The organism is Aestuariibaculum scopimerae, assembly GCF_059428085.1.
Window position 1 is genome coordinate 792469 of the sequence record NZ_CM182089.1, and the last position, 21856, is coordinate 814324.

General features: G+C 38.8%; 18 protein-coding genes. 12 read left to right on the forward strand and 6 right to left on the reverse strand.

Annotation, left to right across the window (positions count from 1 at the left end):
* Window position 1 precedes the first annotated feature (1 nt).
* The 5 genes from AC5SR4_RS03510 to AC5SR4_RS03530 form a co-directional block, all read right to left on the reverse strand.
* Entirely contained in the window at window positions 2-1162 is a 1161-nt protein-coding gene (locus tag AC5SR4_RS03510) for a four-carbon acid sugar kinase family protein (protein ID WP_495358154.1), read from the reverse strand.
* Window positions 1159-2196: a 4-hydroxythreonine-4-phosphate dehydrogenase PdxA gene (pdxA, locus tag AC5SR4_RS03515; RefSeq protein ID WP_495358155.1), complete on the reverse strand. Its 1038-nt coding sequence runs from the start codon at window positions 2194-2196 to the stop codon at window positions 1159-1161. Before pdxA ends, AC5SR4_RS03510 begins: the two co-directional genes overlap by 4 nt.
* A 62-nt stretch (window positions 2197-2258) precedes the next feature.
* Window positions 2259-3407 carry an iron-containing alcohol dehydrogenase gene (locus tag AC5SR4_RS03520; RefSeq protein WP_495358156.1) on the reverse strand — a complete coding sequence of 383 codons (1149 nt, stop codon included), beginning with the start codon at window positions 3405-3407 and terminating at the stop codon, window positions 2259-2261.
* An 8-nt stretch (window positions 3408-3415) separates the two neighbouring features.
* The gene (locus AC5SR4_RS03525; RefSeq protein ID WP_495358157.1) at window positions 3416-4951 is read right to left on the reverse strand and encodes a sodium:solute symporter family protein; all 1536 of its coding nucleotides are present in this window, start codon (window positions 4949-4951) and stop codon (window positions 3416-3418) included.
* A 42-nt stretch (window positions 4952-4993) separates the two neighbouring features.
* Window positions 4994-5842, reverse strand: coding sequence for a dihydrodipicolinate synthase family protein (locus AC5SR4_RS03530; protein ID WP_495358158.1), 849 nt, complete (start codon window positions 5840-5842; stop codon window positions 4994-4996).
* Window positions 5843-6230: 388 nt separating this feature from the next.
* Between AC5SR4_RS03530 and AC5SR4_RS03535 the strand changes: the two genes are divergently transcribed.
* The 11 genes from AC5SR4_RS03535 to AC5SR4_RS03585 all read left to right on the forward strand — a co-directional run bounded on the left by AC5SR4_RS03535 (window position 6231) and on the right by AC5SR4_RS03585 (window position 19950).
* Window positions 6231-7235 (forward strand): pectinesterase family protein, encoded by a 1005-nt coding sequence (locus AC5SR4_RS03535; RefSeq protein WP_495358159.1) that lies wholly within the window; start codon window positions 6231-6233, stop codon window positions 7233-7235.
* A 22-nt stretch (window positions 7236-7257) separates the two neighbouring features.
* Window positions 7258-8676 carry a glycoside hydrolase family 28 protein gene (locus AC5SR4_RS03540; protein ID WP_495358160.1) on the forward strand — a complete coding sequence of 473 codons (1419 nt, stop codon included), beginning with the start codon at window positions 7258-7260 and terminating at the stop codon, window positions 8674-8676.
* A gap of 44 nt (window positions 8677-8720) precedes the next feature.
* The gene (locus AC5SR4_RS03545; protein ID WP_495358161.1) at window positions 8721-9722 is read left to right on the forward strand and encodes a DUF4861 family protein; all 1002 of its coding nucleotides are present in this window, start codon (window positions 8721-8723) and stop codon (window positions 9720-9722) included.
* Between the two features lie 6 nt (window positions 9723-9728).
* Window positions 9729-10973: a glycoside hydrolase family 88/105 protein gene (locus AC5SR4_RS03550; protein ID WP_495358162.1), complete on the forward strand. Its 1245-nt coding sequence runs from the start codon at window positions 9729-9731 to the stop codon at window positions 10971-10973.
* A 13-nt stretch (window positions 10974-10986) separates the two neighbouring features.
* Window positions 10987-12618 carry a glycoside hydrolase family 43 protein gene (locus tag AC5SR4_RS03555; RefSeq protein WP_495358163.1) on the forward strand — a complete coding sequence of 544 codons (1632 nt, stop codon included), beginning with the start codon at window positions 10987-10989 and terminating at the stop codon, window positions 12616-12618.
* A 65-nt stretch (window positions 12619-12683) separates the two neighbouring features.
* Window positions 12684-14375, forward strand: coding sequence for a glycoside hydrolase family 28 protein (locus AC5SR4_RS03560; protein WP_495358164.1), 1692 nt, complete (start codon window positions 12684-12686; stop codon window positions 14373-14375).
* Between the two features lie 9 nt (window positions 14376-14384).
* Window positions 14385-15290: an alpha/beta hydrolase gene (locus tag AC5SR4_RS03565; protein WP_495358165.1), complete on the forward strand. Its 906-nt coding sequence runs from the start codon at window positions 14385-14387 to the stop codon at window positions 15288-15290.
* Between the two features lie 5 nt (window positions 15291-15295).
* Window positions 15296-16141, forward strand: a complete 846-nt coding sequence (locus tag AC5SR4_RS03570; RefSeq protein ID WP_495358166.1) for a rhamnogalacturonan acetylesterase — start codon at window positions 15296-15298, stop codon at window positions 16139-16141.
* Window positions 16142-16152: 11 nt separating this feature from the next.
* On the forward strand, window positions 16153-17103 hold the full coding sequence (locus AC5SR4_RS03575) for an alpha/beta hydrolase (RefSeq protein WP_495358167.1): 951 nt from the start codon (window positions 16153-16155) through the stop codon (window positions 17101-17103).
* An 82-nt stretch (window positions 17104-17185) separates the two neighbouring features.
* Window positions 17186-17965 carry a rhamnogalacturonan acetylesterase gene (locus tag AC5SR4_RS03580; RefSeq protein WP_495358168.1) on the forward strand — a complete coding sequence of 260 codons (780 nt, stop codon included), beginning with the start codon at window positions 17186-17188 and terminating at the stop codon, window positions 17963-17965.
* Window positions 17966-18150: 185 nt separating this feature from the next.
* Window positions 18151-19950 carry a glycoside hydrolase family 2 protein gene (locus AC5SR4_RS03585; protein WP_495358169.1) on the forward strand — a complete coding sequence of 600 codons (1800 nt, stop codon included), beginning with the start codon at window positions 18151-18153 and terminating at the stop codon, window positions 19948-19950.
* A 3-nt stretch (window positions 19951-19953) separates the two neighbouring features.
* Here AC5SR4_RS03585 and AC5SR4_RS03590 read toward each other — a convergent pair whose 3' ends face one another.
* On the reverse strand, window positions 19954-20499 hold the full coding sequence (locus AC5SR4_RS03590) for an RNA polymerase sigma factor (protein WP_495358170.1): 546 nt from the start codon (window positions 20497-20499) through the stop codon (window positions 19954-19956).
* Between the two features lie 152 nt (window positions 20500-20651).
* Here AC5SR4_RS03590 and AC5SR4_RS03595 point away from each other — a divergent pair, with 152 nt between their 5' ends.
* Window positions 20652-21800 carry a FecR family protein gene (locus tag AC5SR4_RS03595; RefSeq protein ID WP_495358171.1) on the forward strand — a complete coding sequence of 383 codons (1149 nt, stop codon included), beginning with the start codon at window positions 20652-20654 and terminating at the stop codon, window positions 21798-21800.
* The last annotated feature ends 56 nt before the right edge of the window (window positions 21801-21856 follow it).

Here is a 21856-nt window from a genome sequence, read left to right on the forward strand (position 1 = left end):
ATCATTTTAAAAGCGCTTCAGGCCATTGGTAACTGCCTGGTTTTATAGTAATATATTTTTTAGGGTCGTTATCATATCGCATGCGCACTACACCTAAAGTCAATTCTGCAATGGGTGTAAACGATTCCCATTGTAACTTTTTGAGCACATCATAAGCAGTAGCACCTCCTTCTATAAGCAATTCGTTTATAGTAGACTGTTTGAAAAGTAATTTTACAATATGGCACATTCTGTTTTTTAGAACTTTAGAACTGTTCTCAAATTTTATAATGCTATTGGAAATCCTTAATGCCATTTTTTCGTGCTTACTATAAACCTTAACCACTTCTTTGGCCCATACCTTTAAATCCTTTTCTTCAATATTTTTTTGCAACAACTGGTTTGGAAACACCATTACAGGACAATCTTTTTTAAGCATCTCACTATATGCAATGCTTTGGGGGTGTACACTACCAGACACCAATAAATATTGATTTAAGAAACTGTATTTGGACGACACCTTGAGTTTTGAGGTTAGGTTTAGTTTAATTAAAAACTGTTCAAAGAAAGCAGCACTTCCTCCTATGAGATGGGACTCCTCATACAAGTGCAAAGCACTAATTAGATCTGCTTCCGAATTGCAATCTGGAATATACAGCCCATTCGATGTTATTGTATCGATTAAGCCCGTATGTATTTTTTCAATACCTGAATACTTTATGCCTCTATTTATAAGTAGGTTTTTTACTGAAGATGTTGTAGCTGGAAAATCTGGATCGGTAACAAATCCTGTGTTTTCTATTAGGGTATTGTTTATATAATAAGAACCATTTATAATACAACGTGCTCCTCTGGGGTTTGCTGGCTGTAACAAAATAGTGTTTTTATCTTTTACACTCATTATGGCCGAAAGCTCTGACAAAACATACCCTCTTAAAACAGAATCACATTTTTTAAATATAATTTGATTGGTATTTTCTTGAATTATTTCTTTTGTAATCTGCCGATGTATCATATAAGCTTCTACTTCGGTACCAGATCTAGAATCGGTAGCCACGATATTAACTGTGGTCATTTTTTTGGGCAAGGCATCTATACCAAAAGCCACATGTATGCCATAACGAAGACAAACACCCGCAATTTCTGCGGCTCCTGTTAAATCATCGGCAATTACAGTTATCATCTTCTATCGCTACTTTTATGTTTAGCCATCACCACAGCATAATCTATGGCTACTAACATGGCATCGGCTGAAGCAATACCTAGACCTGCTATTTCAAATGCCGTCCCATGATCCACAGACGTCCGTATAATAGGCAAACCCAATGTAATGTTAACCCCTTTTACACTTTTCATGGTCTCCTTTTCATTATCCCATTTAAAACCTTCTAATTTAAAGGGTATATGGCCTTGATCGTGGTACATAGCTACACAGCCATCAAATTTTCCTTGTACTGCCTTAACAAACATGGTGTCGGGTGGAAAGGGTCCTTCTACAGTATAGCCCAAACGATTGGCTTCTTCTATTGCAGGAATAATTTCATGAACTTCCTCATCACCAAATAACCTATTTTCTCCTGCATGCGGATTTAATCCCGCCACTGCTATTCTTGGTTTTTCTATTCCAAATTTCAAGCAAGCATCGTGCAATAAAGTAATTACCTCAAACACGCGATCTTTTTTGCACAAATCACAGGCCTGTCTTAAGGACACATGTGTACTTACATGAATAACCCTAAAGTTCTCGTCTGCCAAAAGCATGGCAAATTTTGAAGTGTTCGTGTAATCTGCATAAATCTCTGTATGTCCTGAATATTTATGCCCTGCTTTGTGAATGGATTCTTTATTTATAGGGGCCGTTACCGTAGCATCAATTTCATTGGCCATGGCCAATTCAATGTTTTTTACAACGGCCTCGAAAGCAGCTTTTCCTGCCATGGCCGAAACAACGCCCGGTTTTAATGCGCTAATGTTTACATTTTTTAAATCGAAAACATCTACCGTTCCATACTCAAACTTCGCCTCACTTACCTTATTAATGGCATTGATATGCAGTGGCGACTTTAGTGTCTCTACTTCATTTCTCATGGTTTCGGCATCACCAATAATTAATGGTCTACAGCTTTCATATAAGCTTTCTAAAGCCATCGTTTTTATTATTATTTCCGGACCAATTCCTGCGGGATCGCCCATTGAGATTCCTACTTTTGGTTTCATCTACTTTTATCTTTTCTTTATTTTTACACAGCGTGCTTTATCTCTCTATTCTCTGATCTATATCAAAGCAATTCTTTATATATTTTAATAGCATCTTCCTTGGTCACTTCTCTAGGATTATTTTTTAGTAACCGAGTAACTTTCATAGCAATGTCTGCCAGTTCGGGCAAAACGGTTTCGGTAATCCCTATAGCTGTCAATCGCTGTGGAATTCCACATGCTTTTGATAAAGTCTCTATTTTTTCTATCCCTAATAAAGCAATGTCTTGATCTGCATCTTGAGTTGTAATTCCTAAAGCACGTGCTACCTCAGCATGCCTTTTCGGATTTGCAGAAAGATTGAATCGCAACACCTCGGGCATTAAAATAGCATTTGCAAGTCCATGTGGCACATGGAATTTACCGCCCAATCCATAAGATAGGGCATGAACAGCCGATGTGTTTACAGGCCCCAAGCACAAACCGCCATACATAGAGCCTAGTAACAATGCTGCTCGCGCCTCTATATCATCACCATGTTCGTAGGCTTGTTGAATATTGTTGGCAATCAATGCCATTCCCTTTAAAGCATAAGTATCTACAGTAGGATGCGCAAATTTATTGGTATACGCCTCTATGCAATGTGACAAGGCATCAATACCCGTTTCGGCAGTTAGCTTAGCTGGTAAGCTAAGGGTTAAAACAGGATCGAGATAACAAGCATCGGGCACTAAGTAGGGACTAATAATACCACTTTTTGCTTCTGTAGCCTCATTGAGCAAAATGGCATTTGGAGACACTTCACTCCCTGTTCCCGATGTTGTTGGCACACATATTAGTTTTATAGTTCGCTCTTTTAAAAATCCAATACCCACAACATCTTCCAAACTTTGGGTAGCATTGGTAAGCGCCGCCATTAGTTTGGCGCAGTCTAAAACACTACCGCCACCTATGCCTATAACACAATCTGGATTAAAGGATTCGCTTATCTCCAATAAGGTATTGAATTGTGAAAATGTGGGTTCTCCCAAAAAAGGATATTCTGTTAAAGACATCGATTTGTTTTCAGATTTAAGGTTTTCCACCAATGGCTGGATCGATTCCAATAAAGGTGGTGCCACCAATAGCATAATTTTGTTAGCACTTTGTATAATAGTGTCTTTAGCAAGCTCTAAAATTGAATGCTCACCAAATACTATTTTTTGAGGTTGTAATAATGTAATGGAATCCATTGTTATGTTTAGTTTCTTAATTTGAAATAGCCATAAATTGTCAGTTCGTCTTTAACGGTTTCTGACTTGAATAAAAAACTGGCAAAATAGCCTACCAATAATACAATAAGGTGACTGTAGACACCCAACATATATTTATGGTGCGGAAAATTATAATCACCAAAATCAAGTAGCAGGGAACCACCTATCTCAGTTGTAGTCAATACGGCATAAGCTGTAAACACAACACAGGTAACAATGCCTATATATAGGCCTTTCTTATTGGCGCGCCTTGAAAATAAACCCAAAAGAAAAATACCAACAATCCCTGCAGAAAAAATGGCGTATAATTGAAACACCACTCCTAAAACGCCCTGTCCGTTCCAAGCCGCATATAGTAGTGCTACAAAAGACATAGCAACACCTGAAAACAAAACCAATAAGCGTCCTACAAACAAGCGTTGTTTATCTGTACAATTAGGTTTTATACGTTGGTAAAAATCCTCAACACCAATGGCTGCTAAACAGTTCATATCAGAATCTAAGCTAGATACTGCTGCCGCAATCAATGCCGATAGCACCAAACCCACAGCACCTACTGGCAGCTCAGTACCAATAAAATATGTAAATACCTGATCGGCCTTCATACCCTCAGGTAATATGGCTGCCCCTGTATTATAAAATACAAATAACAAAGACCCTATCAACATAAACAAGGCCCAAGCTGGTACACTTGCCAGTACACCTATATAAGCTGCCTTTTTGGCCTCTTTATCACTTCTCGCCGCTAAATAGCGCTGTACAATGGTTTGGTCGGTTCCATACTTTTGCAAAGCATAAAATACACCATTGATTACCAAAACCCAAAAAGTAAGCTCTGTAAAAGTAAAATCATAAGGCCCAAAATCTATCTTCTTCATGGCAATGGCTTCATGCAGCATAAAACTGGGACCACCATCTGTAGAGAACAATAAAATGCCAATACACAACAACCCGCCTCCAATCAATAAAAAGCCTTGAATAACATCCATCCAAATAACGGCCTCTATACCTCCAAGCAGGGTTAATAATATAATAACAACACTCAAACCCAATATAAACAAAGTAACATCAATACCAGTTAAGGTTGCTAAAGCCAAACTAACCAAGTAAAGAACCGTACCCATTTTTGAAAAGTGTGTTAATATAAATGCAACAGAACTGTACATGCGGGCAAAAACCCCAAATCGCCGTTCAAAATACTCATAAGTACTTAAACGAATTACTTTTCTAAATAGGGGTACAATAACCCAAATCAACCCTATTAATACTATGGGTACCATGAGACCTTGTACCAATAAAATCCAATTCGATTTGTATGCTGCAGCTGGATAAGCCAAAAACGTAACACTACTTATTAATGTTGCAAATATGGAAATACCTATGGCCCATGCGGGTATGGTTTTACTGCCCGAGAAATATTGATCGGAGCTTTTTTGCCTTCGGGCAAAATAAAATCCTGCTCCCAATGTAAAACATACTGTAACTATAACAATTACAATATCAAGCCAATGAATATTTATCATAATGTATTTAATTTAGTTGGTTGGTTTTTCTTTTTTTATGCTTTAATCTATTTCAGTTAGAGGTGGCATCATGGTTTTATTGCAAATCCCTTTAGCAAATAGCAACGCTTTTAGCTTAGCTAGGGACTCTCCTAATGTTTTATCTTTTTGGTATTGCTGCGCGATGGCATCGGTTTCTTTTTGCCATTTTTCACAAGTATCCCAATCGGTTTCCATAGCAGCCTTATATAATGCTTTATACATTTCTGGAACATAATTACCCGTACTGGGTACAATACCATCGGCGCCCATTTTTAAACTCCCAGCACTTTGTGCTCCCCAACCACAAAAAAAGGAAAATGTTTGGTTATCCTTATAGGTATTAATACATGCTTGCATACGTTCTACGTCGCGTTCAGAGTCTTTTAAGCCCCATATATTAGGATGCTTAGATAGTGTAGCAACAACATCCAACGGAATGGACATTTGTGTGGTGGCCGTAATGTTGTACATCATAACAGGGCCTTCAATAGTATCGGCTAGGGTTTTATAAAAAACGGTCATTTGTTCAGATGTCAATCCATAATAAGATGGCAGGGTAGCCACAACACAATCGGCATGCAATGCTATGTATTTTTTACCTCTTTCTATCACCTCCGCTACTTGATTTCCAACCAAGCCAGCATATATACATTGGCCCTCCGACTTTGCTTTTACGGCTGCTTCAACCATCCGTAGGCTCTCTATTTCGTTTATAGAAGAGGATTCGCCCGTGGTTCCCAAAACCAATGGATGAATACCATTTTTAGCAAACAATTTAACCAAACGGCTTACCGCCTCAACATCCACCGTTAAATCTTTATTAAGTGGCGTTATCATAGGTACAACTACTCCTGAAAAACGTTTATGCATACATCATATATTGAAATTATTCACAATGTCTCAAATTCATCAAGCGCTATGGTATTTAAACTTATACCCACCATAATTTACTGCCTAAAATTCCGAAATTGTCATTGCCTAACGCGCAAGATTACCAAATTAACAACAATTCAATGGTATTTTTGAGCGCTGACCGATTTCATAAATCAATCTTTGCTTTTTTATCACAAGCAAGCTATATTTCTCCAAACCTGTTAAATGTTGTCCGCTTTAAAACATATTGCTATGATTTTTATAAAATATTATATATATTCGTGCAATCGATTGCATTTCGTTACAATAAAATTGTTTGATTAAATATAATATATTCTAATTGTATCAACTTGCATTTGTTAAACAGCAACTAAACTAAGTATTAATGATCATAAGAAAAACCTTTTTGGCTATTAACCTATTTTTGCTTGTTTTCAATATAGGCTATAGCTATCAACTTGATTATCAAAATTCTAATTCCTTACAGAAAGCATCTTATGATTTTATAGTTGATTCTAAAGGTCATGGTGACTTTACAACGGTTCAGGAAGCTATAGATGCTGTTCCGGACTTTAGGAAAAAAGAAACCAAAATCTTTATCAAAGCTGGTATTTATAAAGAAAAATTAGTGCTTCCTGCGTCTAAAACACATATAACCTTTATTGGTGAAAATAAAGACAGTACTATTTTAACCTTTGATGATTTTGCCAAGAAGCCCAATAAATTTGGAGAAGAAATGGGAACCACAGGATCAACATCCTTTTTTGTTTTTGGCGATCATTTTAAAGCCCTTAACTTAACTTTTGAAAATAGTGCTGGCCCTGTTGGTCAAGCGGTGGCTGTAAGGGTTGATGGTGACAAGGTAATATTTGTAAACTGTAAGTTCCTGGGAAATCAGGACACCTTATATTTACATGGAAATAATAGCAGACAATATTATAAAGATTGTTACATAGAGGGGACAGTCGATTTTATTTTTGGGTGGTCTACGGGGTACTTTGAAAATTGTGAAATCTATTGCAAAAATAAAGGCTATGTCACTGCTGCATCTACCAATAAAGAGACACCTTACGGATTTGTTTTTTACAACTGTAAAATTACAGGAAATGCTTTAGAAAACACTTTTTATCTTGGAAGACCTTGGCGTGATTATGCGCAAACCGTTTGGATAGATTGCTATATGGATAAACTTGTTAAACCCGAGGGTTGGCACAATTGGGGCAAGCCTCATGCTGAGCAAACCACATTTTATGCAGAATACAATTCCTCTGGCCCAGGAAGTTCTAACCAAAGGGTTACATGGGCCAAAAAGCTCTCAAAAAACGACCTTGCATCTTTTAGCCTGGAAAATGTTCTAAAAGGTAATGATAACTGGATTCCTAAAATATAATACATTAAATAAACTAATTTTTATGAAAATCACGAAACACTTCTTACTATACACGCTAACATTATTGCTGTTTTCTTTTCAGGCCTGCAAAGAAAAACCAAAAGAAAAAGCCGAAGCAGATGTTTTTGATGCTGCCGATGAAATTATAAATGCCATTAAAATACCAGAATTTCCAAACACAACCTTTAACATTGTAGATTTTGGTGCTGTTGGTGATGGCGAAACCCTAAATAGTGATGCCATAAAAGCAGCTATCGATTCCTGCAGCAAAATTGGTGGTGGCAAAGTAGTAATTCCTTCAGGAGATTTTTTAACCGGCCCCATACATTTAAAAAGTAATGTAAACCTGCATTTAGAAGCAGGTGCCCAAGTACTGTTCACCAAAGACAAACAAGCGTATCTTCCCGTAGTTCAAACCTCCTATGAAGGCGTAGAACTTATGAATTACTCACCGCTCATTTATGCCTTTAAACAAAAAAACATTGCTGTAACTGGTAAAGGAACTTTTAATGGCCAGGCAGACCCTGCCAACTGGTGGCCTTGGTGTGGTGCCGAAAGGTACGGACATATAGAAGGAACACCCAAACAAAGAGATGATCATAACTTACCCCGATTACGCACCATGAATGAAAATGCTACACCAGTAGCCGAGCGCATTTTTGGCGAGGGGCATCAATTACGTCCCACATTTTTTGAACCTTTTGAATGTGAAAATGTTTTAATACAGGGTGTTACTTTTACCAACGCCCCTTTTTGGGTAATACACCCAATAAAATGTAACTATGTACGTGTAGATGGTGTAACCGTAAGCAGCCACGGCCCTAACAATGATGGTTGCGATCCAGAATATTCTAAAAATGTACACATTACCAATTGTACATTCGATACGGGTGATGATTGTATTGCCATTAAATCTGGTAGAAACGATGAAGGCCGTCGTGTAAACATTCCAAGTGAAAATATTGTTGTTGAAAACTGCAGTATGAAAGATGGTCACGGTGGTGTGGTTATGGGTAGCGAAATATCTGCTGGTGTTCGCAATGTATTTGTTAGAAATTGTAAAATGGACAGTCCAAATTTAGATCGTGCCATACGTATTAAAACCAATACCCTTAGAGGTGGTTTTGTAGAAAATGTTTTTGTTAAAAATGTACAAGTTGGGCAAGTAAAAGAGGCCGTTTTAAAAATCAATACCTACTATGGTATTTATTCCAACCAAGATGGTAACCACATCCCTTCAATAAAAAACATACACCTTCAAGATATACAAGTAGAAAATGGAGGTAAATATGGTATTCTTATTAAAGGCCGTGAAGAAAACATTGTTAAAAATGTAACATTTACCAATGTCCAAATTAAACAAACAGAAACACCTATGTCTGTCGAAAACTCAGAGCCTGTTGTGTTTAAGAATACAACAATTAATGGAGAATCCTATTAGGTTAACGCGAACAACTAAAAACTGAATATTAGAAACTAAATAAAATGAAAAAAATAACCATCTTATCCATAGCCTTAATAAGTCTTATTTCCTGTAAAGACAAGGCTTCAAAAACAGAAGATGCACATACCAATAACACTACAGAAGTACAAGCTACAGCAAAAACCTATGCCGAAATATCGGTTAAGGAGGGTGGTGAATGGCAGGGCAAAAAATATGTAGGGGGCGATCATTTCAAAAATGTCGACCAACTGGATGTCCCTAATAGCCATACCGATCATTCTTATTACATCCGCTACGAAGGCCCTGGATGGGAAAATGGTCAAGTAGGCTATCGCCTATATATCGATTGGCGTACGGCTATTGATATTTTTGGAAAAAAAGTAGATTCCATGGTGCTCCCATATGTTGGACAAGACGGGTTTGATTCTTACCATGAGCCAGCGCCTTGGGGACAAGATATCCTAAAGGCTGGAAAATCTATGGGAATTGGTGGTTACGGACGTATAGTGGCCGACACCGTGGTACACTTTCAAAATCTGGGAAGCCGCTCTGTAAAGCTGGACAACACAGCCAGTAGCTCTTCGGTTAATATTGCCTATAAAGGTTGGTCCAGTGGCAATGACACCATCGATTTAAACACCAAACTAACCATTTATCCAAATGATCGATTTACCAAAGCTGAACTTACACCATCACAGGCTATTGATGGGTTGTGTACAGGCATTGTTATTGGTAAAGACATTCCTTTAATTAAAAAAGAAGGAACCTCTTGGGCCTATATTGCTACCTATGGGCAACAAACTTTGGCAAGTCCGCCCGATAACTTAGGCATGGCTCTATTCTATAAACTAGACGAGGTGGCCGAACAAAAAGAAGGCATACACGACCACTTGGTTATCTTCAAACCCACAACCCAAACCCTTACCTATTACTTTTTGGGCGCCTGGGAACAAGAACCAAACGGTTTAAAAACCAAAGAAGCATTCTTAGACGATATCAATGCAAAACTACAAACACTAGACAATACAAATACTCTTAACTAAAATACTATGAAGAAGACAACCAAACACATCGCACTTGTTGCCATGGCTCTGGGACTTATCCTAACAGCCTGCAAAGATGGAAGAAAACAAACAGAGGACACTGCCGAAAACACGGTAGAAAAAGTAGTGCCAGAAGATTTAAAATGGTCCGAGCGTATGATGCTTTCTGAAATTGAACGCTTCCCCAGTGCCTCTAAACTGGACTTTGTAGATAAGCCCCGTTGGAGTTATACCAACGGACTTGTACTATCGGCCTGTATTAAAGTGTACAAAGAAACCAACAAACAAAAGTATTACGATTATATATATGCCTATGCCGATGAATTGATAGACAGTACAGGCACTATTAAAACCTATAAATTGGAAAACCAGAATTTAGACATGATCAAATCTGGTGATGTGTTATTATATCTCTATCCAAAAACAAAAGAAGAGCGCTTTTTAACGGCCATAGAGACCTTAAACAGCCAAATGGAGTCACAACCCAAAACATCCGATGGTGGTTACTGGCACAAAAAACGCTACCCACACCAAATGTGGCTAGATGGTCTATATATGGCCGAGCCATTTCACACACGTTATGCGCGCGATTATGTAGAAGATCCAGCAAAAAAACAACAAATATTTAACGATGTGGTCTTGCAGTTTGATCTTATCCAAGAACACAGTCGCGATGAAGCATCTGGCTTACTTTTCCACGGTTGGGATGAAAGCAAGGAGCAACGATGGGCCAATAAAGAAACAGGAAATTCATCACACTTCTGGTCTAGAGGTATGGGCTGGTACGGCATGGCCATGGTAGATGTATTGGACTTTTTGCCACAAGATCACCCAGGTCGTGAGCGTATCATTACCTATCTAAACCAATTTGCTGAAGCCATAACCAAAGTACAGCACGAGTCGGGGTTATGGTATCAGGTTCTAGATCAAGGCGATCGTGAAGGCAACTATTTAGAGGCTACAGGTACGGCCATGTTTACCTATGCCTTTGCTAAAGGAGCACACAAAGGGTATTTACCAGAAAAGTACCTAGAAGTCGCAGAAAAAGCGTATGCCGGACTTATAGAAAATTTAGTGTCAGTAGAAGACAATGGTGTAGTAAACCTTAATAAATGCTGTGGCGTTGCAGGCTTGGGAGGCGACCCATACAGAGACGGTTCTTTTGAATATTATATAAACGAAATAATACGATCTAACGACCCTAAGGGAACAGGTCCATTCATATTAGCTAGTCTAGAATTAAACAAATAATAAATTAGTTATAATGAAATTTAATTCCCTATTATTTTCACTTTTAAGTACAATCGTATTATTTGCTCAAACAAACAAACCTTATGTCTCCGATGTATGGGTAGCCGATCAAGGTGATGGCACTTACCAAAACCCTATTATTTATGCCGATTATTCCGATCCGGATGTGGTAAGGGTTGGTGATGATTATTACATGACGGCCTCTAGCTTTAATGCTGCACCTGGCTTACCAATCTTGCACTCTAAAGACATGGTTAATTGGAAATTGGTTAACCATGCCTTAAAACAACAAGTTCCTTTTGATACTTTTAAAGTACCCCAACACGGTAACGGTGTATGGGCTCCCAGCATTCGCTATCACAATAACGAAGTCTATATTTATTGGGGCGATCCAGATTTTGGTATTTACATGGTAAAAACCAAAGATCCTTTAGGTGCTTGGGACCCTCCGGTATTGGTTATGGAAGGCAAAGGCCTTATAGATCCCAGTCCGCTATGGGATGACAATGGCGATGCCTACCTAGTACATGCCTATGCAGGTAGTAGAGCTGGTGTAAAAAGCCTGCTCACTGTAAATAAAATGAACCCAGAAGGCACTAAAGTTCTAGATGAAGGTGTACATGTGTTTGATGGTCATGACAGCCACCCCACTATTGAAGGATCAAAATTTTATAAGCGTAATGGCTATTATTACATCTTTGCACCAGCAGGCGGTGTCCCTACAGGGTGGCAGCTTATTTTACGCTCTAAAAACATTTATGGCCCTTACGAAGAAAAAATAGTATTAGAACAAGGAAGCACCAATATCAATGGTCCGCACCAAGGTGCCTGGGTAGACAGTCAAGATGGGGCCTCTTGGTTTTATCATTTCCAAGATGTTGAGGCCTATGGTAGGATTGTACATTTACAGCCCGTGTCTTGGATAGACGATTGGCCCATGATGGGAAAAGACTTTGATGGAAATGGTATTGGCGAACCTGTAACATCACACAAAAAACCAAATGTAGGTAAAACCTATCCTATTGAAACCCCAGTAGAAACTGATCTTTTTGATGGTTTCAATATAGGTTTGCAGTGGCAATGGAATGCCAATTCCAATGTACTGTGGCATGCCAAACTTCCTGGAAACAACTATTTGCGTTTATTCTCTATTAAACCACCAAATGAAGATGTTGTAAATCTGTGGATGACGCCTAACTTATTGCTTCAAAAGTTTCCGGCGCCAAACTTTACGGTTTCCACAAAAATTGCATTATACCCAGAAGAGGCTAAAAGTGGCAAAACGGCAGGGCTTATCATCATGGGTATGGATTATGCTACATTAAGCATTTCGCACGATGCCGATGGTTTTTATATAAAACAAACCGAAGCTATAGGTGCCATTAATGGGGCTAAGGAAACAATCGTGGCCCAAGAGCGCCTAAAAACAAACAGTGCGTATTTTAAAGTTGAAGTATCGGCTCCCGATGCCATGTGCCAGTTCAGTTATTCCGAAAACGGAAAAAAATACAAAAAGATAGGACAGCCTTTTAAGGCGCAACCTGGAAAATGGATTGGTGCCAAAGTAGGGTTGTTTAGTGTAAGCACAGAAGAAGCGAAACGCGGTGGTTATGCCGATGTTGATTATTTTAAAATATCTAAATAGATTTTAAATACAAAGCCTCTTTAGGTTCTTAGAACCTAGAGGGGCCAAAAAACCAAACTAAACAAATGAAACAGTTAAGCGCTATTCTTATTATGGTTTGCTTCACGCTAGTAGCGTGCATAGAAACCCAACAATCTGCTGTTGTTACAACAGATGATGATGAAGCCAGCCTGTACGAAGGCATTGAATTTGATATGCCAAAAGTAAAAACAACCAGCTTTCCAGACCTTGAAGTCCGTATTACAGATTTTGGGGCCAAAAGTGGTGGCATCTTTAAAAACACTGATGCTTTTGCAAACGCCATCGACCATGTTGTTTCTAAAGGCGGTGGTAAAGTAGTGGTACCTCGAGGCATTTGGCTTACTGGTCCCATTACCCTTAAAAGCAACATCAATCTGCACTTGCAAGCAGGGAGCTTAATCCTTTTTAGTAAAGACTTTGACGATTACAAACTTATTGAAACCCATTTTGAGGGCCTTAGTACTGTAAGATGTATATCGCCCATTAATGCCAACAATGTAGAGAACATTGCCATTACTGGCAAAGGTATTATAGATGGTAGTGGCGATGCATGGCGCCCAGTTAAATCTGGAAAAATGACCAGTGCACAATGGAAAAAACTTGTAGAATCTGGTGGCGTGCTTTCAGAGGACAAACGTATTTGGTTCCCTTCAGAAGGTGCCAAAAAGGGCTATGAGAGCACAACCAATTTTAATGTACCAGATCTTATAGACAGTTCTGAGTTGCAATCGGTTAAAGATTTTTTACGTCCCGTAATGGTTAGTATTGTACGTAGCAAAAGAATTTTGCTAGATGGCCCTACCTTTCAAAATTCCCCTGCATGGAACTTACACCCTTTAATGAGCGAGGATATTATTATTAGAAACCTAACCGTAAGAAACCCGTGGTATTCCCAAAACGGTGACGGTCTGGATTTAGACTCTTGTAAAAATGTACTGATTTACAATAATACGTTCGATGTAGGTGATGATGCCATGTGTTTTAAGTCTGGAAAAAATGAACAGGGCAGAAAACTGGGTATGCCAACACATCATGTTATTGTAAAAAACAACATTGTTTACCATGCCCATGGTGGGTTTGTAATAGGCAGCGAAATGTCTGGTGGTGTTAACCATGTACACGTATCCAATTGTACCTTTATAGGTACCGATGTAGGGCTTCGTTTTAAAAGTAACCGTGGTAGGGGTGGTACTGTAGAAAACATCTACATCTCCAACATCGATATGATGCATATACCCACCGAGGCCATTCGCTTCAATATGTTCTATGGTGGAAACTCCCCTGTTTTAGAAGAAGATCAGGAGGAAGATGTACATGATGAAACTCCAGAGCCCGTGACTGAAAAAACACCGTCTTTTAGAAACATCTTTATGAAAGACATTCGCGTGTCCGATTCCGAAATCGCCGCCTTCTTTATGGGCTTGCCCGAAATGAGTCTAAAAAATGTGTCTTTAGAAAACGCTGTTCTGGAAACCAAAAAAGGTATTACAGCAATTGATGTGGATGGACTCACCCTTAAAAACGTTAAAGTGATTGCTTCTAATGGCTATGCCTTAACGGTTTACAATGGAAAGCATATCAAGGCCAGTGATTTTGACTTCAGTGCCAGCAAATCCCCGGTTCGGGTGTTGGGTGCCAAAAGTGAAAATGTACAATTTAGCAAGCAGGATTTTAGCAGTGAGGAGCAGTTGGTACTTGGAAAGGGTGCAAATAAAGAGGTTGTGACAATTGAATAAATAAAGCGTATGATAAAATGCATTGTATTCATCTGTAGCTTTTTCTGTTGGACGCTCCAGGCACAAGATGTTATCAACTTATGGCCCGAGGGTAAAATGCCAAACTCCAAGGGTATGGTGCTTGAACATATAGAAGCTCGTGAACGTATTACGCAAGTTGCCACACCCCATATGCTTGCCTTTTTTCCTCCCAAGGAAGAACAAAACGGCAGTAGTGTTTTAATTTTACCTTCAGGTGGTTATCATCACCTAACCTATAATTTAGGCGGTATCCAATTAGCAAAATGGTTTAATACTCAAGGCATCGCAGCGTTTGTACTTATGTATAGGCTTCCTACATCGCCCGACCTAATTATTAGCGAAAATGGACCCATTCAGGACACCCAGCGTGCCATGAAACTTATTAGGCACCATGCTGATGCATGGCGTTTAGACACCAACAAAGTAGGTATATTTGGAGCTTCGGCTGGCGGGCATCTGGCCTCCACTATTGGAACGCATCAAACTGACTTATCTAATATTAATGATACTATCGATACGCAGGAGTTCATTCCCAATTTCATGATCTTGGTATCCCCAGTTATTAGCTTTACCGAAATTACCCATAAAGGCAGCTTAACAAACTTTTTGGGCGACCATATTACTGATGAGAACATTCGTAAATACTCCAATGAGTTTCATGTTACTAAAAGCACCCCGCCTACCCTATTAATGCATGCCCAAAACGATACTGCTGTTAATTGTAAAAACAGCTTACGGTTTTACGAAGCCATGCTAGAACACCATGTTCCAGGATCACTTCATATTTTCCCATTAGGAGGACATGCCATAGGTATTTACAACAAATCGGCATTAACAGATACATGGAAAACTATTTGCTTTCAATGGCTAAAAGAAATGGACATCTTAAAATAAAAACCATGCAATTAAAAAACACTCACTTCATCATTTTCTTATTAGCGTTTTTTACAATCGCCTCATGTAAGTCTAAAGAAACGGAAACTGCTCAGGAAACCGATAGTACACCACCAGTAACGACCATTTATTTAATTGGCGATTCTACCATGGCCGATTACAGTGGCGATTATGATAAAGGAAAAGACTATATGAAAACACGCTATCCGCTTCATGGCTGGGGACAGGTTTTTCAAAGGTTTTTGGTTTCAGATAGCTTAACACTGGTAAGCAAGCTTATAAAAACCGATAGCGCCTTTGTTGATGATCGTGCCCGGGGTGGCCGTAGTACCCGTACTTTTTTTCAGGAAGGCCGATGGCGTGCCGTATATGAAACCCTTAAAGAAAATGACCTCGTGCTCATGCAATTTGGCCATAACGATGCTGCAAAAAACTATGCGCCACGTTATGTTCCTATTGAGGGTTATAAAGAATTCTTAAGGCTTTTTGTAACGCAAACCAGACAAAAGGGTGCTATTCCCATCATTTTAACGCCAGTTGCCAGAAACTACCCTTGGGAAGATGGTGTATTAAAAAACGTGCATGGCGATTATGATCAGGCTGCTAAGGATGTGGCTGCAGAATTAGACGTTCTACTGATTGATTTGAATAAAAGATCTATGGATTTCTTTACCAAAATGGGTGAGCCCTATGTAACAGCAAATTATTTTATGAACCTCCCTGCGGGTAAATACGAGGCCTATCCTGATGGACAAAAAGATAACACCCATTTTCAATTAGAAGGTGCCGTAGCGGTTTCACGGTTGGTATTTACAGGTATGAAAGCCTTAAATGCCAATATTAAACAATAAATACATTAACAATGACTAAGTTTATAAAAATTGCATGCCTTAGCATTACTGTTTGCTTCGCTTTAATCGCCAAGGCACAAGAAAAAATAGAATTTCCTCCATATACCATTGAGACTACTTATCAAAAGCTTAAAAAGAACTATCCCTTTATCACCCCTATAAAGCCTTTGGTTTTTAAAACCATTAAGGCCAAAGAAAACATCACCTATAAAACAACCGAAACCAGCGCATTAAAGCTCGATGTGTACTACCCAAAAGGAAAGGCCAAAAAAACCTACCCTGTGGTATTTTTAATCCACGGCGGTGGTTGGCTTGTAGGCAGCAAGGAAAACGAACGGGTTATGGCCCAACATTTGGCCCTTAACGGGTATGTTGGCATATCGGTAGGTTATAGGCTGGGCTATGAAGCGCCCTACCCTGCTGCTGTTAATGATATAAAAGATGCGATTAGATGGGCCCGAAAGCACGCCAAGAAATACCACATCAACCCCGATAAAGTGGCCGTTTTAGGAGCTTCGGCCGGGGCACAATTGGCCGCACTGGTTGGGGTAACACCCAATTCGTCCATTTATGGTAAAGATGCTACCTTTTCAGATGCTGTACAGGCTATCATAAATGTTGATGGTATTGTATCCTTCATTCACCCAGAAGCCGCTGCCGAAGGTACCATGGCCGGTATCTGGCTCAGTGGCTCTAGAGAAACCAATTGGAAAAACTGGAAAGAAGCTTCGCCCTTGGAATATGTAGATGAAAACACACCACCCACTATTTTTATAAACAGTGCACAGCCCCGTTTTCATGCTGGTAGAGACGACATGATTGCCATCTTAAACAAGCACGGTATTTATAACGAAGTACACACCATTCCAGAGAGTCCACATTCCTTTTGGCTCATGCACCCTTGGTTTGAAACGACCTTAAGTTATACCGTGAATTTTTTGGATAAGGTGTTTGGGGAATGAGGATTTACGATTTAAAAGACATAAGTGAGTCAACTTTTAACTTTTAACTTTTAACTTTTAACTTTTAACTTTTAACTAAACTATGAAGCGTTTTACAAACCACAAACTGTTAGCACTGGCTTTAATGCTCTTAGTATCCACTACTACAGTGCTTGCCCAAGACAAAAACATCACCATTTATCTGGTAGGCGATTCTACCATGTGCCTTTACGATGAAAGCAGATATCCACAAATGGGTTGGGGCATGCCTTTTGCTTACTATTTTGATGACACGGCTAAAATTGACAACCGTGCCCGAGGTGGCAGAAGCTCTAGATCGTTTGTAGAGGAAGGCCTATGGCAACCTATTACAGATTCGCTACAGCCCGGCGATTATGTTCTTATCCAATTTGGACATAACGATGCGGCCAACTCCAAGAACCATCCCGATAGAATGGCACCGCCTGACGTTTATAAAACATTCATGGGGAAATACATTACCGAAACACGAGCTAAAAATGCACATCCTATATTAATAACCCCAGTAACCAGAAGAAAGTTTGACGACCAAGGAAAAGTCCTAGAGTCGCATGCACCCTACCTGCAAGCTGTTATAGAATTGGCTAACGAATACCAAGTGCCCATGATAGATCTAGACACCAAAAGCCGCGAACTTGTAGAGGCTATGGGGCCCGAGTTTTCCAGACACCTGTATATGTATTTTGAGCCCAATGAACTACCAAAATTTCCAAAAGGTTACAAAGACAACACGCATTTTAGTGAATTTGGTGCCCGAAAAATGGCCGAATTGGTTTTGTGGGACATCAAAGCACAGGGCTTAGACTTGGCCAATCATATTGTAAAACCTTACGTTAGAAAATAATTACGTTTAGGGCAATAGGCTATTTATAATATTGCCTATGGGTGAAGTATTCTAAAAACTATAATCACAGAGCCATATTTAAGAACCCAATACAACCAATAAAGCCATAATATTATAAACATATTCCAATTGAGTTATATGAATTTATATATTTGTGTTTCTTTTAAAAAAACAAACACTAAATAATGAAACCATTTAAACTACTAACATTTTTGCTGCTTACTGCTTTTGGTGCAGCACAAGCTCAAGTTACTTTTATTTCGAATACTCAAAATCGTACATTCACAAGTTTAAATGGAAAATGGAAATATGTACTCGATCTTTATGAAACCGGGCAAATAGGTTTTATGCCTGTATATAAAAACGTAAAACCAAAAGAAAAATGGGACCGGGTTGAATATAGTTTTGATGATGCCCAAACCCTCTGGGTTCCTGGAGGGTGGAATGCTCAAGAAACAGCGCTTAAATATTATGAAGGAAGTGTTTGGTATCGCAGAATGTTTGATAAGACAGATGTCTCTAAAGACAAAAGGTATTTTGTATATGTTGGAGCTGCCAATTATATAAGCACCGTTACTTTCAATGGAGAAGAACTTGGTAAACATGAAGGGGGCTATACACCGTTCTGTTTTGAAATAACCGATTTGCTAAAAGAAAAGGATAATTATTTAATAATTGGAGTAAACAACAGGCGTTCTGATGATTATATTCCAGCAAAAGTTACCGATTGGTACAATCATGGTGGAATTACGCGCGATGTGAAATTAATAGAAGTACCAAAAACATTCATTAGCAATTATTTTATTGCTCTAGATAAATCAACTTATGCCCAAGCGAAAAAAAGCATACATGGAAAACTCCTTCTTACCGGAAAAACATACCCAAAAAAAGCTACTGTTTCTATTCCCCAGTTAAATATTGAGCAAGACGTTGCGGTAAAATCAGATGGTACATGTGAGTTTACAATAGAAGCTAAGCATTTGGTACTTTGGTCGCCCGAAAACCCGAAATTATACACAGTATCCATAGAGGCTGGAGATGATAAGATTAGCGATCAGATTGGTTTTAGAAGTATTGAAACAAAAGGAAAACAAACTCTATTGAATGGCAAACCTATATTTCTTAAAGGTATTTCATTGCATGACGAAAATCCACTTCGAAAAGATCGTGCCAATTCAAAAGAAGATGCTGCTTTAGTACTTAATTGGGCAAAAGAACTTGGATGTAATTTCATTCGTTTGGCACATTATCCCCATCAAGAAAACATAGTTAGAATGGCAGATAAAATGGGTATTTTACTTTGGGAAGAATTGCCTTTGTATTGGGGTATAGATTGGGATAATCCAGCAGTACTGGACAAAGCGAAACAGCAGTACACAGAATTAATAAATCGAGATTACAACAGAGCTAGCTCCATTATATGGTCAATCGCCAACGAAACTAGCCCCACAGACGATCGCAATGCCTTTTTAATTTCAGTGGCAAAACATATTAGGTCGATAGATAGCACCCGATTACTTTCAGCTGCCTGTAAAAAAGATCAGGCCATGGACGGACATCCCGATATGGATTATACGATATCAGATCCAATCATGGAACATCTAGACATTATTAGTTTTAATGAATACTTGGGATGGTACGGTGGTCTGCCTGATGAATGTAGAAACAAAACCTACAATTCTACCATAGACAAGCCAATTATTGTAAGTGAATTTGGTGGTGGAGCACTACAAGGTTTCTATGCCGATAATCTTACTCGCTGGAGCGAGGATTACCAAGAATACATGTACAAGGAAAACATTGCTATGTTTAACAAAATTGATGGACTAGCAGGCATGACTCCATGGATCTTGGTTGACTTTCTATCGCCACTTCGCCAGTTGCCAAATGTACAAGATGGTTGGAACCGTAAAGGTTTAATCTCCGAAAAGGGTATAAAGAAAAAAGCATTTTATGTGCTACAGGAATATTACAAGACAAAGTAGGCATCAAGAAACCGTTTCAAAAATAAACAACAGCAATACCGCAGTTAAATCACTGTTCTCTATCGATCTTAAAAACGCATACGAGCGTTTCATTTGGGTTTTAACGGTATTAATGGAAATACCATAAGTCTCCGCTATTTGAGAATAGCTAAGTCCGTCCACAACATGCGATATAAATATGTTGCGTCGCGATTCGGGAATTTGGTTCACCAGCTCGCGTATTTTTGTAGTCTTGGTATCTTCGGCCCCCTCAAACAAGGTTGGCTCATCATGGATTTCAACAGCCAATTCGCTTTTGTTCAATGCGCGCTTTCGCAAAGCTTCTACATGCTGTAAACTCAAGTTTTTAACAGCTCGGCTGGCATACGCCTTAAACGAGACATGAATCTCTAAGCTTTTATCTTTTTTCCATAAATAGATAAAAAAATCCTGAACAATATCCTTTGCAGACTCCTTATTCTTGGTGATTTGAAAAGCCACCAAGCACAAAAAATTAAAGTGCTCTTTATACAACTTTTCGAATGCTAATAAGTCATCTTGAAATGTCATGCTTTAGTTGGTTCAGGATCGTTTAATGCTGTGATTGAATGCAGGTGCGTTGTGCCAAATATATAAATTTTTAAGAATTAATATAAAAAAAACATAATTTTTGTCACCCTATATTATCATTTACACAACATATAAATAACACATGTTATATTATGAATACAAGCAAAAACATCATTACAGTTCTTAGGAAAGTTGCCAAAACCAATGCGATAGACCCAAAGGACTTGATCGGGTTATCTGCAGAAGAGCAGACCTTAATCCAAGATTTATATAAAGACCAGCTTATTCATGAAGCCCTGGATTTGGTCAGTACACTAGATGCTAACAAAAGCTGGAAAGTACTCAAGGCAAAATTAACCAAACAGCAAAACCCCGTAAGGCCCCTATGGCAAAAGGTGGCCAAGTACGCTGCTATTTTTGTGGTGCTTTTGGGCTGTTTGTTTTTCCTTAAAAATCAATATTTCAACAAGCCTGCCAATACAAAAGTAGCTTCCAATGCCATAGAGCTTTTATTGGACAATGGTAATGTTAAAATACTTAATGATGAAGGAACCGCCAAGATTGTTAAATCAAACGGCCAGGTGGTTGCTTCCCAAACGGGCGATGTTTTAAATTACAGTGCTGCACCGGCTGCTACACAAATTACCTACAACCAACTTAGGGTACCCTATGGAAAAACCTTCCATCTGGTCCTGTCCGACGGCACCAAGGTTTACCTAAACGCAGGCACCAAATTAAAATTCCCCACAAACTTTATTAGCGGAGAAAACAGACAGGTATTTCTAGATGGCGAGGCCTATTTTGAGGTTGCCAAAGACCCCAACCACCCTTTTATAGTTAATGCCAATAGTGTTAATGTAACTGTTTTGGGTACCAAGTTCAATATTTCATCCTACCAAGAGGACGAACAAATAAACACGGTACTTATTGAAGGTTCGGTTAGGCTTTCCAATACAGCTCATCCTGAAGATGCCGACTTGCTAAAACCTGGTTATAAAGGTTCTTGGGATAAAGCTAAGGCCATTATGACTTTAGAGAAAGTAGACACCAAAATATATACCGAATGGATGAAAGGCGATATCATATTTAGAAATACATCCTTTAAAGACATTATCAAGAAACTGGAACGCAATTACAATGTAAGCATTACAAACCATTACAATGCCTTAAACGAAAAGCGTTTTAATGCCAGTTTTAACAACCATATAGAAAGCATTGAAGACATCATGAATTCCATAAGCGAAATTCAACCTTTTGCTTATACCATAAACAATAACAGTATAACCATAAATAAACTATAGCCTATGTAGAAAAAAGACTAACAGACTAAACAAAAGACCAAAAAAAATCGGAAAAT